The sequence below is a fragment of the Streptomyces sp. ALB3 genome (assembly GCF_044385685.1).
Lineage (GTDB): Bacteria > Actinomycetota > Actinomycetes > Streptomycetales > Streptomycetaceae > Streptomyces.
The window spans coordinates 574,537-588,992 of record NZ_JBISCE010000008.1 but is presented as its reverse complement, the minus strand read 5'-3'; the positions used below and the strand labels follow the sequence as shown (position 1 = coordinate 588,992).

General features: G+C 72.6%; 16 protein-coding genes. 9 read left to right on the top strand and 7 right to left on the bottom strand.

The features are described 5' to 3' along the window. Window positions 1–70 precede the first annotated feature (70 nt). The gene (locus ACHFIV_RS09395; protein ID WP_398965494.1) at window positions 71–274 is read left to right on the top strand and encodes a hypothetical protein; all 204 of its coding nucleotides are present in this window, start codon (window positions 71–73) and stop codon (window positions 272–274) included. Here ACHFIV_RS09395 and ACHFIV_RS09390 read toward each other — a convergent pair. Beyond that, a complete protein-coding gene (locus ACHFIV_RS09390) occupies window positions 264–1,184 on the bottom strand; it encodes a DMT family transporter (protein WP_398965493.1) in 921 nt (306 codons plus the stop codon). The two genes, ACHFIV_RS09395 and ACHFIV_RS09390, sit on opposite strands and share 11 nt — an antisense overlap. 224 nt (window positions 1,185–1,408) lie before the next feature. Here ACHFIV_RS09390 and ACHFIV_RS09385 point away from each other — a divergent pair, with 224 nt between their 5' ends. Then, on the top strand, window positions 1,409–2,062 hold the full coding sequence (locus ACHFIV_RS09385; protein WP_398965491.1) for a TetR/AcrR family transcriptional regulator: 654 nt from the start codon (window positions 1,409–1,411) through the stop codon (window positions 2,060–2,062). A 211-nt stretch (window positions 2,063–2,273) separates the two neighbouring features. Next, the gene (locus tag ACHFIV_RS09380) at window positions 2,274–3,110 is read left to right on the top strand and encodes an aldo/keto reductase (RefSeq protein WP_398965489.1); all 837 of its coding nucleotides are present in this window, start codon (window positions 2,274–2,276) and stop codon (window positions 3,108–3,110) included. Between the two features lie 30 nt (window positions 3,111–3,140). Here the strand turns inward: ACHFIV_RS09380 and ACHFIV_RS09375 are convergent, their stop codons facing one another. The 3 genes from ACHFIV_RS09375 to allB all read right to left on the bottom strand — a co-directional run bounded on the left by ACHFIV_RS09375 (window position 3,141) and on the right by allB (window position 6,024). Next, complete coding sequence (locus ACHFIV_RS09375; RefSeq protein ID WP_398965487.1) at window positions 3,141–3,470, bottom strand: putative quinol monooxygenase; 330 nt, start codon at window positions 3,468–3,470, stop codon at window positions 3,141–3,143. A gap of 107 nt (window positions 3,471–3,577) precedes the next feature. Then, on the bottom strand, window positions 3,578–4,693 hold the full coding sequence (gene alc / locus ACHFIV_RS09370) for an allantoicase (RefSeq protein ID WP_398965485.1): 1,116 nt from the start codon (window positions 4,691–4,693) through the stop codon (window positions 3,578–3,580). 2 nt (window positions 4,694–4,695) lie between these two features. Further along, window positions 4,696–6,024, bottom strand: a complete 1,329-nt coding sequence (gene allB / locus ACHFIV_RS09365; RefSeq protein WP_398965483.1) for an allantoinase AllB — start codon at window positions 6,022–6,024, stop codon at window positions 4,696–4,698. Window positions 6,025–6,371: 347 nt separating this feature from the next. On the opposite strand from allB, the gene ACHFIV_RS09360 reads away from it, so the two are divergent. Then, complete coding sequence (locus ACHFIV_RS09360; protein WP_398965481.1) at window positions 6,372–7,175, top strand: IclR family transcriptional regulator; 804 nt, start codon at window positions 6,372–6,374, stop codon at window positions 7,173–7,175. 208 nt (window positions 7,176–7,383) lie between these two features. Here ACHFIV_RS09360 and ACHFIV_RS09355 read toward each other — a convergent pair whose 3' ends face one another. Further along, window positions 7,384–7,692, bottom strand: coding sequence for a DUF5955 family protein (locus ACHFIV_RS09355; protein ID WP_398965986.1), 309 nt, complete (start codon window positions 7,690–7,692; stop codon window positions 7,384–7,386). A gap of 202 nt (window positions 7,693–7,894) precedes the next feature. Here ACHFIV_RS09355 and ACHFIV_RS09350 point away from each other — a divergent pair, with 202 nt between their 5' ends. Together ACHFIV_RS09350 and aceB are read left to right on the top strand one after the other, a co-directional pair. Further along, window positions 7,895–8,500: a nucleotidyltransferase family protein gene (locus tag ACHFIV_RS09350; protein WP_398965479.1), complete on the top strand. Its 606-nt coding sequence runs from the start codon at window positions 7,895–7,897 to the stop codon at window positions 8,498–8,500. Between the two features lie 254 nt (window positions 8,501–8,754). Next, window positions 8,755–10,374, top strand: a complete 1,620-nt coding sequence (aceB, locus tag ACHFIV_RS09345; protein WP_398965478.1) for a malate synthase A — start codon at window positions 8,755–8,757, stop codon at window positions 10,372–10,374. 45 nt (window positions 10,375–10,419) lie between these two features. Here the strand turns inward: aceB and ACHFIV_RS09340 are convergent, their stop codons facing one another. After that, window positions 10,420–10,665 carry a hypothetical protein gene (locus ACHFIV_RS09340; RefSeq protein ID WP_398965476.1) on the bottom strand — a complete coding sequence of 82 codons (246 nt, stop codon included), beginning with the start codon at window positions 10,663–10,665 and terminating at the stop codon, window positions 10,420–10,422. A gap of 322 nt (window positions 10,666–10,987) precedes the next feature. On the opposite strand from ACHFIV_RS09340, the gene ACHFIV_RS09335 reads away from it, so the two are divergent. Continuing rightward, on the top strand, window positions 10,988–11,707 hold the full coding sequence (locus ACHFIV_RS09335; protein ID WP_398965474.1) for a DinB family protein: 720 nt from the start codon (window positions 10,988–10,990) through the stop codon (window positions 11,705–11,707). Between the two features lie 127 nt (window positions 11,708–11,834). Further along, window positions 11,835–12,251 (top strand): hypothetical protein, encoded by a 417-nt coding sequence (locus ACHFIV_RS09330; protein ID WP_398965472.1) that lies wholly within the window; start codon window positions 11,835–11,837, stop codon window positions 12,249–12,251. Between the two features lie 120 nt (window positions 12,252–12,371). Here ACHFIV_RS09330 and ACHFIV_RS09325 read toward each other — a convergent pair whose 3' ends face one another. Beyond that, window positions 12,372–13,286, bottom strand: coding sequence for a hypothetical protein (locus ACHFIV_RS09325; RefSeq protein ID WP_398965470.1), 915 nt, complete (start codon window positions 13,284–13,286; stop codon window positions 12,372–12,374). 432 nt (window positions 13,287–13,718) lie between these two features. On the opposite strand from ACHFIV_RS09325, the gene ACHFIV_RS09320 reads away from it, so the two are divergent. Next, on the top strand, window positions 13,719–14,384 hold the full coding sequence (locus ACHFIV_RS09320) for a lysophospholipid acyltransferase family protein (protein WP_398965468.1): 666 nt from the start codon (window positions 13,719–13,721) through the stop codon (window positions 14,382–14,384). Window positions 14,385–14,456 lie beyond the last annotated feature (72 nt).

The following is a 14,456-nucleotide window of genomic DNA, read 5'->3' as shown; positions in this document are numbered from 1 at the left end:
AGACTTTCGTCGGCACCCTGCAGACCGGTGGCCGACGCGGTCCCCCGGTGGCCGGCGCCAGGCTCGGGCCATGAAGAAATTCGTGGAGACGGCCGGGTTCATCGTGTTCGCGCAGGGCGCCGCGGGGCTGCTGCACGAATGGACGGGCTGGTTCAGGCTGTGGGCCGTGGTGGCGAAGCTCGACTTCCTCGACGACCACGGGCTCTTCGTCAACATCGTGCTGGTGGTGGCGGGCGGCGCCGTGATGGTCGCGGCGGACTCGGTCAGGACGTGACCTCGGCCCGTCGACGCCCCCACGCGGTGCCCGTCAGCACGAGTACCGCGCCCAGCACCCCCGGTGCGCCCAGGCGCTCGCCCCCGAGGGCGATGCCGACGGCGGCGGCCCAGAGCGGCTCCGTGCCGAGCAGGAGGCTGACCCGGGACGGCGACGTGCGGCGCACCGACCACATCTGCACGAAGAACGCGAACAGCGTGCAGAAGACGGACAGGAAGAGCAGGCCCGCCCACTCGGCCGCACCGAAGTCCGCCGCCACCGTCCACGGCGCCGGGCCGGTCCCGGGAACAGCGGCCAGTACGGCGAACACCGCGACCGCGCTGCCGAGCTGCACCGTGGTCAGGGACAGCGAGTCGGCGTCCTGGACCGCCTTGATGCGTGCCATCGCCAGCACGTGGACCGTACGCGCCAGGGCCGCGAGCAGCATCAGGAGGTCGCCTGCCGAGGGGCTGGTGAAACCGCCGCCCTGTGTCAGCAGGACCACACCGGCGACCGACAGGCCGGCCGCCGCGAGGAAGCTTGTCGGCGGCCGGACCCGGGTCACCGCCGCCTCGGCCAGCGGGGTGAAGATCATCGTGAGGCTGATGATGAGCCCCGCGTTGGTCGCCGAGGTGTGGACGACGCCGTACGTCTCCAGCAGGAAGATGCCGCTGAGCACGAGCCCCAGGAGGCCGGCGCCCCGCCACTGCGGGCCGCTCAGCGCCCGCAGCCCGCGCCACCCGGCGACGGCCAGGGCGGGCAGCACGACCGCGAAGCGGAGCACGAGGACGGCGATCACGGTGTGTGTCGTGGTGATGCCCTTGGCCGCGAGGTAACTGGCCCCCCAGACGGCGGCGACGAGCAGGAGCGGCAGGTCGGTGACCCACGCGCGGCGGGGCGGGGCGAGAGCGGGCAGGGCGGCAGCGGACACGTCGGTGCTCCTGGTTCTCCACGGAGGGAACGTTGTGGAGACCTCGCCGGCTCACACGGGGAGCGGTCACCGTACCGAACGGCCGGCCCGTCCGGCGACCGCTGTCCACGGGGTGGCTCGGCCACCTGTTCGCAGGGGTCGCAGGCGGTCGAAGTGACCCCCCGCCGGTACCGGCTCCTCCTAGAATGTCGGTCCTGGGACGCTCGGACACACGGAGTTGGCACATGGGTGGAGCGCGGCTGGACGGACGGGTCGAGCGGGGGAACCAGACCAGGCAGCTGGTCCTGGGGCGCGCGGTCCACGTCGCTTCGACCGAGGGGCTGGAGGGCTTGTCGCTCGGCCGGCTGGCCACGGAGCTGAAGTTGAGCAAGAGCGGGGTGTTCGCCCTCTTCGGCTCCAAGGAGGAGCTGCAGCTCGCCACCGTGCGTGCGGCCGTCGCCGTCTTCGTGGAGCACGTACTCACACCGACCAGGGCGGTCCCGCCCGGCCTGGGCCGCGTCTGGCGGATGTGCGAGAGCTGGCTCTCCTACTCGCAGCGCCGGGTGTTCAGCGGGGGTTGCTTCTTCTACGCGACCATCGCCGAGTTCGACTCCAGGGAGGGCAAGGTGCACGACGCCCTGGCGTCCACGCAGACCGGCTGGGTCACCTTCGTGGAGGAGACCGTCGAGGAGGCCAGGGCACGGGGCGAACTGGCCGCGGACACGGACGTCTCGCAGCTCGCCTTCGAGCTCATCGCCTTCATGGAACTGGCCAACGCGGAGTCGGTGCTGCACAACAACAGCCCCGGTTACACCAAGGCGACGCGGGCCATCCTCGGGCGCCTCCACGCCGCCGCCACCACCCCTTCCGACCTGCCGGCGGTGCCCGGGCGGGTCTGACCGGCACCGCCCTCCCGTCTCACCCCTGGTTCACAGGTTCCGGACCGCGCGCGTCCTACGGGCCGGCAGGGGCTGACTGATCGAGCCCACCCGGGTACGGAAGGGCGGTGGGCGGTTCGACGCGTCCCCCTGGCGGGGCCGCGTCTCGCGCGCCCCGCCCTGCCACCGGTCCTAGGCTGGCGGGGACGGTACGCGAACGAAATGGGAGACCATGAGCCAGACACCGCCCCCGGTCCGCAACCTCCACGACGGGAACACCGTCCCCGCGGTGGGCCTCGGCACCTGGCCGCTCGACGACGAGGCGGCCGAGAAGGCCGTGGCCGGCGCGCTGGCGCTCGGTTACCGCCTGGTGGACACCGCGCTGAACTACGGGAACGAGACCGGCACAGGACGCGGAATCGCCCGCTCCGGAGTGCCCCGCCAGGAACTCTTCGTCACCACCAAGGTGCCCGGCCGCCACCACGGCTACGAGGAGACGCTGGCCTCCTTCGAGGAGTCCCGGAGCAACCTCGGGCTGGAGTACGTCGACCTGTACCTCATCCACTGGCCGCTGCCCCGGGTGGACAGGTACGTCGACACGTGGAGGGCGATGATCAAGCTCAGGGAGGAGGGCCTCGTGCGCTGCATCGGCGTCTCCAACTTCACGGCCGGGCACCTGGACCGGCTGGAGCGTGAGACGGGTGTGCTTCCCGTCGTCAACCAGATCGAGATGCACCCCCTGCTCCCCCAGGAGGACCTGCGGGCGGTGCACGCCGCGAAGGGCATCGTCACCGAGAGCTGGAGTCCGCTGGCCCGGGGGCGTCAGGTGCTGGAGGCTCCGGAGGTGATCGCCGCCGCCGAGGCCCACGGGGTGACCCCGGGCCAGGTCGTGCTGCGGTGGCACACCCAGCTGGGGGCGGTACCGATCCCGAAGTCCGCCGACCCCGGGCGGCAGCGGGAGAACCTCGACATCTTCGGCTTCGAGCTCACCCAGCGGGAGCTCGACCGGATCGGAGCCCGGCCGCAGCACCGCTTCGGCGGGGACCCCGGGACCCACGAGGAGTTCTGACGCCGGCGGACGGATGGACGGCGCCGGCGTTCACCGGTTGCGCGGCGTGACCTCCGACATCCGGGACCAGTCGTCCCCGGGGACCTCGACGTTGACGATCTCCGGGACCTCGCTGACGAGCTCCGACATGGTGTCGACAGCCGCCTTGAAGTGCTCGGAGTTGACGTGCGCCTCGCCCGCCTCCTGCGAGGCGAACGCCTCCAGCAGGATGAACTGGTCCGGGTTCTCGACGCTGTAGGACCAGTCGAAGAAGAGGTTGCCCGGCTCCTGACGCGTGGCGAGGGTGAAGTCCTCGACGGCCGGCAGCCAGTTGTCCCGCTCGGCTGTACGCACGGTGAACTTGACGGCGATGAAGATCATGGCGACTCCTGGTCGGGACGGCGGCGTCCCGACCAGGGTCCCATATCCCTGCGGGCCGGGCAGGAACCGGCGCACCGGCCCGTGGGCCGCGGGCGCCGGGACGGCGGCTATCCGCCGAGCTCCTCGTGACGGGCTGCCAGCCGTGCGGCCCCCTCGTCGGTCAGCGAGCCGAAGAGCCGCAGCCGGGAGATCCCGCCGTCCGGGAAGATGTCGATCCGCACGTGCGTGCCGCGCACGGGCTCCGGCAGGACGAATCGGTGGTTCGTGTCGGGCTGGAGACGGGTGCGGGGCAGGATCTCCGACCGTTCGCCGTCCTCGCCGTCCCTGACCGAAATCGCCGCCCAGCCCGCCGAGTTGCCCTTGAGGTAGGCGGTGTCGATCTCGACCGCCCGGATCTCCGACCGCTCTGCCAGCCGGTAGCGGATCCAGTCGTTGCCCTTGTCACGCCGGCGGCGGGTCTCCCAGCCGTCGTCCATCTTGCGGGAGCGGCCCGGCGCGATGGTGTGGGTGGCCGGGGAGTAGAAGCGGTCGGAGGCGTCCTCGACCTCGCCGCCGTTCTCCAGGGCCACCAGATCGAAGGTGCCGAGGGCCGCCAGCCACGCGGGGTCGGGCGCGACCTCGCCGTGGACCCGGAGGCGGGCTATCCCGCCGTCGGGATGCTGGTTGACCCGCAGATGGGTGAAGCGCCGCACCACGTCGACCGCGAAGCCGTTGGCCGCGTGCCCGCCGACGGCCGTGCGGGGCACGAGGGTTGTCCACTCGACGTCGGGCGCGAGGAGTTCCCCGGGCGACGGGGAGCCGGGCAGCGAGGTCGCCTCGACGGAGACCGACTGCGGGTAGTTGCCGCGGAAGTGGGCCGTGTCGACGATCAGCCCGCGCACCACCCCGGGCGCGCCGAGACGCACCAGGGCCCAGTCGTGGTCACCCTCGGCGGGGTGCGGCTCGGCGGCGCTCGCACCACGTCGGCGGCGGGTCTCCCAGCCGTCCATGATCTTGCCCTTGTGCCCGAAGCGTTCGGGGTCGAACTCCGCCGGTTCCGGCTTCAGCAGGTTCTCGCGCTCGGCGAAGAACTCGTCGTTGGCGGCGACGACCCCGGCGCCCAGGCGCCCGTCGGCGAGGTCCACGAGGTGGGTGAACGGGAAGTCGGCCGTGCGGTAGTCGGCGTACGGGTCGCCGCCCCCGTACGGGTTCGCGTCGCCGGTGAAGCGCGGTGTCGTCGTCATGGTCACTGGTTCCTCTCCAGGAGACGCCCGGTGGGCTCGGCGAGCACGCCGTCGGCCGCGATCCGCGTGCCGCGCAGCCAGGTGGACCTGACGACGCCGTGCAGGGTCTTCCCGGCGTAGGCGGTGACCTGGTTGCGGTGGAACAGCCCTGCCGGGTCGACGGTGAAGGTCTCGTCGGGGGCGAGGACCGCGAAGTCGGCGTCGCGTCCGGCCTCGATGGCGCCCTTGCGGGTGAGGCCGGCCAGAGAGGCGGGGGCCGCGGACATCCAGCGTGCGACGTCGTCGAGGGTGTGACCGCGTCGTCGCGCCTCGGTCCAGACGGCGGGAAGGCCCAGCTGGAGCGAGGAGATCCCGCCCCACGCGGAAGCGAAGTCGGGGGTCTTGAGGTCCGTGGTGCAGGGCGAGTGGTCGGAGACGACGCAGTCGATGGTGCCGTCGGCGAGCCCGGCCCAGAGCGCGTCCTGGTTGGCGGATTCCCGGATGGGCGGGCAGCACTTGAACTCCGTGGCACCGTCCGGGACCTCCTCGGCCGTCAGGGTGAGGAAGTGCGGGCACGACTCCACGGTGACGCGCACGCCCTCGCGCTTGGCCGCGGCGATCAGCGGCAGGGCGTCGCTGGAGGAGAGGTGGAGCACGTGGACGCGGGCGTTCAGCCGGCGGGCGTGCGCGATGAGGCCCTCGATCGCGGCGTTCTCCGCGTCGCGGGGACGCGAGGCCAGGAAGTCGGCGTACCTCTCCCCGCTCCGCTGCGGGGCCTCTGCCAGATGGTGCGGATCCTCGGCGTGCACGATGAGCAGGCCCCCGAACCCCGCGATCTCGGCCATGGACCGGGCCAGCTGCTCCTGGTCCAGTTCGGGGAACTCCTCGACACCGGAGGGGGAGAGGAAGCACTTGAAGCCGAAGACGCCGGCCTCGTACAGCGGGCGCAGGTCCTTGGTGTTGGAGGGGATCGCACCGCCCCAGAAACCGGTGTCGATGTGTGCCTTGGGGGCGGCCACCTGCTGCTTGACGCGCAGGTGCTCGACCGTGGTGGTCGGCGGGAGGGAGTTCAGCGGCATGTCGAGCAGGGTCGTGATGCCACCGGCCGCCGCGGCACGGGTGGCGGTCCAGAAGCCTTCCCACTCGGTGCGGCCGGGGTCGTTCACATGGACATGGGTGTCGACGAGGCCCGGCAGCAGGACGTCGTCGCCGAAGTCCTCGAGCCGGGCGCCGGAGGGCACCTCGGTGTCGTACGGCAGGACCGCCTCGATCTCCCCGCCGGACACGAGGACCGCTGCGGCGCGGGTTCCCTCGGGGGTGACGACGCGCGTCGAGCGGAGTACCAGCTTCATGTCCACACCGGGCACCTGTGCTCCTCACGCAGATTCAACGATTTGTTGAAGGAGTCTTCACTCGTGGAAGCGGCCCGTCAAGACCCGGCCCCACCGCCGTGGCGGCCGGCCGGCCAGGAGCGGCCCGGGTTGGATATTTCCACGAAGTAAAACTTCGTTTTCGGCATGCGGAACGTAGAATAGACCAGGAGCAGCGTCACCGCGCTCCGGGCCGAACAGCGCCCGGAGCGCCGACACCAGGACAAAACAGGCCCTGACCGGCGAGGACGCCGCACCGGGAGCAGTGGGCCGATCGGGAACAGCCCGGTAGGCTGCTGCCTTGCCTCCGCTTCGAAAGGACCGTTGACGTGCCGCCGTCCCACGCCAGCACATCCGACTCCAAACCCGCCGGTCCCAGCGGCGGTGTGCAGTCCCTCGAGCGCGCCTTCGATCTGCTGGAGCGCATGGCGGACGCCGGGGGTGAGGTCGGGCTCAGCGAGCTCTCCGCCAGCAGCGGACTCCCGCTCCCGACCATCCACCGGCTGATGCGCACCCTGGTGGTGTGCGGGTACGTGCGCCAGCAGCCCAACCGGCGTTACGCGCTGGGCCCCCGGCTGATCCGTCTCGGCGAGTCCGCGGCCCGGCTGCTGGGCACCTGGGCGCGACCGTACCTCCAGCGGCTGGTCGAGGAGACCGGTGAGACGGCGAACATGGCGCTGCTGGACGGCGACGAGATCGTGTACGTCGCCCAGGTGCCGTCGAAGCACTCGATGCGGATGTTCACCGAGGTGGGCCGACGGGTACTCCCCCACTCCACCGGTGTCGGCAAGGCTCTGCTCGCCCACACCCCGGCGGACGAGGTGCGGGCCCTGCTGGCCCGCACGGGCATGCCGGCGGCGACCGAGAAGACGATCACCACGCCGGACGGCTTCCTCGACGCGCTCGAACAGGTGCGGAGGGCGGGCTACGCGGTGGACGACAACGAGCAGGAGATCGGCGTCCGCTGCCTCGCGGTCTCCGTCCCCGACTCCCCCACCTCGGCCGCGATCTCCATCTCCGGGCCCGCCGGCCGTGTCACGGAGACGGCGACCGAGCGGATCGTGCCGATCCTGCAGCAGATCGCGAAGGAGCTCTCCGAGGCACTGGCGAGCAGCGCGGGCCCGGCGGGCTGACGCCGGGTACCGCCCACGTCCTCGGCAGCCGGGTACACGAGGCCGGGCGGGGCGTCGCCAGGCGTCCGCCCTTCAGCGGCAGCCACGGACGCCGCCCCGGCGGCCGTGGCCGGCCCGGCTGACTCGGCGCGGCCCGGCCGGCCATCGCGGCGCGCGGGCACGTGGACGCCGGCTCCGCACCGGACGCACAGCGGACACCGGCACGACGTCACGAGCGGGGGCGCGGCGGCTCCCCGAAGAGGTCGACGGCGCTCCGCACCTCGCGCAGACCGGGCGCGAGGGCGCTCACCGAGCCGATCGCCCCCGCGACCAGCAGGAGCGAACGGCGAAGGCGGGGGATCTCGGGCCTGCCGCTGACCGCCATGCTGTCCAGCGCGGCCAGCTCGTCCTCGGCGATTCCACGGTCACGGAACTCCACGGGATGTCCGGCCAGTTCGCGGCGGAGCCGGGAGACCGCCGTACGCAGCTCCGTCACTCTCGGGTCCTCGCCGCTCCCGGTCAACCGCTCCCGCCCCACGCTTCGCAACAAAGCACTCCCCCTCGCACGTCGTTGTGCCGGTGTGTCGCCCCGTCCCCGGCGGCGGCCACACACCAGGAACCGTGGACAAGTTAACGCCACAAAAGGCGGCGTGCGCCACTGTGCGGACAAGGAATGAGGGTACTCCTGGGGGGTGACCCCCTTTCCTCCCGTCCGAGCGGCTCGGTGGTATCCAGGGCGCATGGCTGACACACGACGAACCCCCGTGATCGCCGGGCTGCTGCTCGCCGCCGGTGGCGGCCGGCGCCTCGGCGGCCGTCCGAAGGCCCTGCTGGAGCATCGCGGCCGCCCCCTGGTCGAGCACGCGGTGCGGGCACTGCGGGACGGCGGGTGCGGACCCGTGCACGTCGTCCTGGGCGCCGCCGCCGAGGAGGTCCGGGCCCTGGCGGACCTCGCCGCGTGCACGGTGACGGCGAACCCGGCCTGGGAGCAGGGCATGGGCTCCTCACTCCGCGCGGGACTGGACGGCCTCGCCGGCACGGACGCGGACGCGGCCCTCGTGCTCCTGGTCGACCAGCCGGGCATCGGAGCCGAGGCGGTGACCCGCGTCCGCTCGGCATACCGCTCCCGGGACGCCCTGGTGGCAGCGGCGTACGACGGGCAGCGAGGCCATCCCGTGCTGTTCGGCGCCGGCCGGTGGGCGGACATCTCCTCGGCCGCGGTGGGCGACCAGGGGGCGCGGGCGTACCTGCGGGCGCACGGCGATGCGATCACGCTCGTGGAGTGTTCCGATGTGGCTCAGGCGTACGACATCGACGTGGCGGAGGACCTGACGCGCCTGGAGTGAACGGACCGTGCCGGAACCGGCACGCCGGGCCACCACGGCGGCACGTCTGTCGACCCGGAGAATCTCGACATCAACAAACCATTGAACTTCCACCATGAGGAAACTAATATCCACTGTTCAGAAGCCCATGGTTCCGCTTCCGGTCCTCGGCGGTACCCATGGCCGTATCTCGGAGCCCTGGCACCCCGTGCCGTCCCGGGCGACCCGGCGGCCGTGGGATGCCGCCGCACCACCCGCTGAAGGAGTGACAGCTCATGTCCGCACCAGCGCCGTCCCCGCTGGCCATCGTCGATGCCGAGCCCCTGCCGAGGCAGGACGAGGTCCTGACCGATGCGGCCCTCGCGTTCGTGGCCGAGCTGCACCGGCGGTTCACGCCCCGGCGTGACGAACTGCTCGCCCGTCGCGGCGAGCGCCGCGCCGAGATCGCCCGCACCTCCACGCTGGACTTCCTGCCGGAGACGGAAGCGGTCCGCGTGGACGACACCTGGAAGGTCGCCCCGGCTCCGGCCGCGCTGGACGACCGCCGGGTGGAGATCACCGGCCCGACCGATCGCAAGATGACCATCAACGCCCTGAACTCGGGCGCCAAGGTCTGGCTCGCCGACTTCGAGGACGCGTCCGCCCCCACGTGGGAGAACGTGATCACCGGCCAGCTCAACCTGATCGACGCCTACACCCGGAACATCGACTTCACCGACCCGAAGTCGGGCAAGTCGTACGCCCTCAAGCCCGCCGAGGAGCTCGCGACCGTCGTCACGCGCCCGCGCGGCTGGCACCTGGACGAGCGCCACCTCCAGCTCGACGGCGCCCCGGTGCCCGGCGCCCTGGTCGACTTCGGCCTCTACTTCTTCCACAACGCGCAGCGCCTGATCGACCTCGGCAAGGGCCCGTACTTCTACCTGCCGAAGACGGAGTCGCACCTGGAGGCCCGCCTCTGGAACGACATCTTCGTCTTCGCCCAGGACTACGTCGGCATCCCGCAGGGCACGGTCCGTGCCACGGTCCTGATCGAGACGATCACCGCCGCGTACGAGATGGAGGAGATCCTCTACGAGCTCCGCGACCACGCCTCCGGGCTGAACGCGGGCCGCTGGGACTACCTCTTCTCCATCGTCAAGAACTTCCGGGACGGCGGCTCGAAGTTCGTCCTGCCGGACCGCAACCTGGTCACGATGACCGCCCCGTTCATGCGGGCGTACACCGAACTCCTGGTCCGCACCTGCCACAAGCGCGGCGCGCACGCCATCGGCGGCATGGCGGCCTTCATCCCGTCGCGGCGTGACCCCGAGGTCAACAAGGTTGCCTTCGAGAAGGTCAAGGCGGACAAGGACCGCGAGGCGAACGACGGCTTCGACGGCTCCTGGGTCGCCCACCCCGACCTGGTCCCGATCGCGATGGAGTCCTTCGACGCGGTCCTCGGCGCGAAGCCGAACCAGAAGGACCGCCTGCGCGAGGACGTCTCCGTGGCGGCCGGCGACCTGATCGCCATCGACACCCTGGACGCGAAGCCCTCGTACGACGGCCTGCGCAACGCGGTCGCGGTCGGCATCCGCTACATCGAGGCGTGGCTGCGCGGCATGGGCGCGGTCGCCATCTTCAACCTGATGGAGGACGCCGCCACCGCCGAGATCTCGCGCTCGCAGATCTGGCAGTGGATCAACGCGGACGTGGTCTTCGAGAACGGCGAGCACGCCACGGCGGACCTGGCCCGTAAGGTCGCCGCCGAGGAACTGGCCGTGATCCGTGCGGAGGTCGGCGAGGAGGCCTTCGAGTCCGGCAAGTGGCAGCAGGCCCACGATCTGCTGCTCCAGGTCTCGCTGGACCAGGACTACGCGGACTTCCTGACGCTGCCGGCTTACGAGCAGCTGGGCTGACCGCACACCACCGAGCGCCGCACCACGAAGCGCCGCGCCCCGGAGTCACCGCACCGGGGTGCGGCGCTTGCGGCATGCGGGGAGGTCGGCGCGGACCGCGAGGGCGAAGCACACGACGGTGCGCAGCAGCAGGACGTTCACAGCCGCCCCCAGTCCGCACGCCAGGGCGTGGCTGACCGGGCCGCCGTCGCCCGCGCTCCCGCCGTCGAACACGGCGGCGAGCGGGAGGAGGACGAAGACGTACAGGACGTTCAGCCCGGGCTGGGACAGCCCGGAGAGCAGCGAATCCACGGGGGTGGGGCCGTAAGCTCCGACGACGAGCCCGCCGGCCGCCATCGCGGAGACGTACACGGCGGCTCCGAGCCGGGCCGCACGGCGCCGGCGGGTACGTCTCATGGTTGGTCCTCTCGGCAAGGCACCTGCGGTGCGGTCAGCCGCCCTTGTCGTGCGACCGGCCGTGGAGACCATTATTGAACACGTTCATTTCAGCTGGCGCACCGGCCCGGGTATTGGCAGCACGGGGCGGCGAAACCTGGTGGCGCCCCCGGGAGGTGAACGGCTAGTTTCCGCCTGAGCACAGTGACGCACCGGACGCGAGTCGAGGACACCAGGCGTGGAGATCAAGGGTGGGACCAGCGGCCGACTGGGCTTGCTGCTCGACCAGTTCGACCAGGCGAGGGAGATGGCCCAGGTGCGGCTGACGGGCCTCGGGGACGACGAGTACCTGTGGGAGCCGGTGGCCGGCTGCTGGTCGGTGCGCCGCCGGGGCGAGGCCGTGACACCCAGGGCGTACGGACCGGGCGCGTGGGTGCTCGACAAGGGCGCCCCGGACATCCCGGCGAACGAGTACGCCGAGATCGCACGGCAGGCCGCCGGCGGCATGACGGTCGCCAGGATCGCCGAGGACTGGAGCGTCAGTGCCGAGCGGGTCGAGGAGGTCCTCGCCCACACCGGCACGCCCGAGCCCGACGCGACACCGGTCACCACCATCGCGTGGCGGCTGGGACATCTGCACTCCTGCTTCGCCGGTCAGTGGGAGTGGACCTTCGGTGAACGGCGTCAGGACCCGCACGCACTGGTCGACTTCACTCCCTCCGCCGCCGTGGCCCTCGACCGCTTCTGGGCGTTGATCGACCGCTGGCGCGACAGCGTCGGCGCTGTGACGGAGTGCCAGCTCGACACGGTCGGCTTCTCGCAGTACCCGTACGGCTCCGACCCCGGCGACCCGTTCGTCACCGTGCTGGCGGGCGCCAACCTGGAGTTCATCCACCACATGGCGGAGATCGCCCTGCTCCGCGACCTGCGGCGCGCCCACTTCGCCGCTCCCGGCTGAGAGACCTCCCGCGACCGGCGCCGTGGGCCACGGAACGCGACCGCCCTCCGCCGCCGGGGGGCGGGGCCGTACGGAGCAGTCTCCACGCAGCCTGACGCCTCGTGGAGCGGACCGAGGGGATGAGGGTGTGGGCAGCGAACGCCGGTACGACGGCATCGAGCTCCCGGAGGGGTCCTGGTGGGACTGGGAGGTGATCACCTGGGACACCGTTCAGTTCCGCCTGGCTGCCGGGTACGACCTCACCCACCACCACGGCCTGGAGCTGGTCTTCGGCGATCCCCTCTTCGTCAGTTGTCCGGCGGTGTTCCACGATCCGGTGTTCCGTGCGCCGACGAGCGAGGAGAGTGGACGAGCGGCGCGGCGGCTCGGGGAGGCACCACCGGTCCTCGTCGCGTTCGAAGCGGACGCGGGCGGCCAGGAACCCGTCAGCTGCCTCGTCGCCGCGGAACGGTTCGAGGCCGTGCACGAGACCGTCCTCAGGTACTGGCGCGAGGACGCGGCCCCCGGTCAGCGCTTCGCACCGTGGGTGCGGCCACCGGCGTAGCCGACGGGGCTGGCAGACCGGGCTCCCCCGTACGCGCGGTGGGGTGGGGCCGGGGCGCGACCGGGCGGCTCCGGCCGCCTCCGCCGGGCGGCTGCTCGGCGACGGGGCCGTCCGGAGGGGTCAGGCGCCTCCCAGCAGTCCCCCGAGGAGCCCGCCCAGCAGATCACCGAGTGGCCCGCCCGGGGAAGTCGTGCCCTCGTGCCCCCCGTGCCCCTCGTGCTCGCCGGAGGGCGGGGACCCCGCCCCGGGTCCGCTGCCGGCCCCCGGAGGAGGGGAAGAGGGCCCGCGCGTGGGTTCCGCGCCGCCCGTGTCTCCGGGCGTGGTGTCCCCGGGCGTGCTGTCACCGGGCGTGGTGTCCCCGGGCGTGCTGTCTCCGGGTGCGCTGTCTCCGGGCGGCGCGGCGGAGGTCCGCTGCCCGGAGGGTGGCTCGGTGGGTCCGGCGCCGACGGCGGCAACGCCCGCGGGACCTGAGGACGCCGCGTGGGAGCGCACGGGCAGCGACGGGCGACCCGGAGCGGAGGCGACCGGTGCCCGCGACGTGCCGGGCGCGGGCTCGGCGACGGCACGGATGTCGCCCTGTGTCCGTGCCGGTCCGTCGCCCGCCTCCCTCTCCGGACCCATGACCCGGGGCAGCTGCAGAAAGGGCGCGTCGGAGTCGCCTCCGACCAGTGCGACGCCCACCATGGCGGCATAGCAGGCGCAGCAGAGAGCCGCGATGCTCCCTGTGAGCCGCCAGGTCCTGCCGCGTCTGCCGGTGGTGTCCACGAAGACGGGCCGGCCGGCCGGCGCCGCGTCCGGCGAGCCCGCGCCTGCCGCCGCCCCGGCCGATCTCGCGTCGTCCGCGACGGCGTCGGGGCCCGCGGCGGACTCGGGGTCCGCCACGGGTTCCGGGCCCGCGCCCGCGCGCGTGAGGCGTTGTCCGCCGGCGAACGGCGACGCCTTCTCCCTCCCGGACACCTCCGCCAGCCGCCCGCCGGCCCAGCCCCCGGCTCCGTCGTGCCGTGCGTCGGTCACCGTCGCGTCGCGTATACCCACGCGCACCTCCCCCTGTCTGTAATCGGCCCGCCGGACCGCTCTTCGGCAGGGCTCTTCCCCTTGCCGGTCCGGGCCGTGCGTGCTCCGAAGAGGCCAGGCAACGGCGCCGAAACTACTCCCTCCCCCGAGCCGTTCGGGCGCAACGGCCATATCGCTCGGTCCGATTGGCCGAAATGACGTGATCGGGCGCAGTCCCGCACCCGAGGACCGTTGCGGTCCGGCGGGCGGGCGGAAGGAGAGGAAGAGGGCGGAGGAACACCCGGCGGGTGACCGCCGGGACCGACCGGCGGTACTCCGCGGAGACGCCCCTGGAGGGGACCGTGCCCGCTCATGGGCACGGGGCCCGGGAGAGATGAGTGCGGCTACTCAGGTCTCCGGGCGGTCCCGCGTCCGACGATGAGGACCTGCATCGTCGAGCTCAGGAGACCGGACATGCTCAGTCGCTTCGCGGACCTCTTGGTGCCCGCCGTCGGCCGCCTCACGGTCACAGCCGACGCGGGCGCCGTACTCGCCCCCGGCAGCATCATCGCCGCGAACCACACCTCGCTCGCCGATCCCGCCGTCGTGCTCGCCGCGCTGCACCGCCTCGGGGTCCGTCCGGTCGTCATGGCTGCCGCCGGACTGTGGCGCGTCCCGGTGCTCGGCCGCGCGCTCGCCCACGGAGGGCACATCCCTGTCCACCGGGGTGACCGACGCGCTGCCGACGCACTGGACGCGGCCGCGGAAGCGCTCGAACGCGGACGCCTGGTCCTCATCTACGCCGAGGGCGGCATCCCGTACCGGGCGGACGCCGCGGAGGCGGCGCCAGGCGCCTTCCGCAGCGGCCTGTCCCGGCTCGCGCTGCGCACCGGGGCCCCGGTGGTGCCCGTCGGCCAGGCCGGCGCCCGCCGGATCACGTCGGGCAGCGTGCCCAAGCAGCTCGCGGGCCTGTTCACCGCGCCGCTGCGACGCCCGGAGCTGCACGTGCACGTGGGAGAACCGGTCAGGCCGGTGGCAGAGGGTGCCGCCCGGACCGAGCAGGCCCGCACGGCGGTGACGGCCGCCTGGCGCACGGCCGCCGCCCGGCTCGGGGAACCTGCCGCGCTCACCGCCCGGTGAGCGCCTCCCGGGCACGGCGGTGCGCTGCCCCCGGGAGTGCGGCCCGGGGAACAGCGCACGGTCGTACGGCTG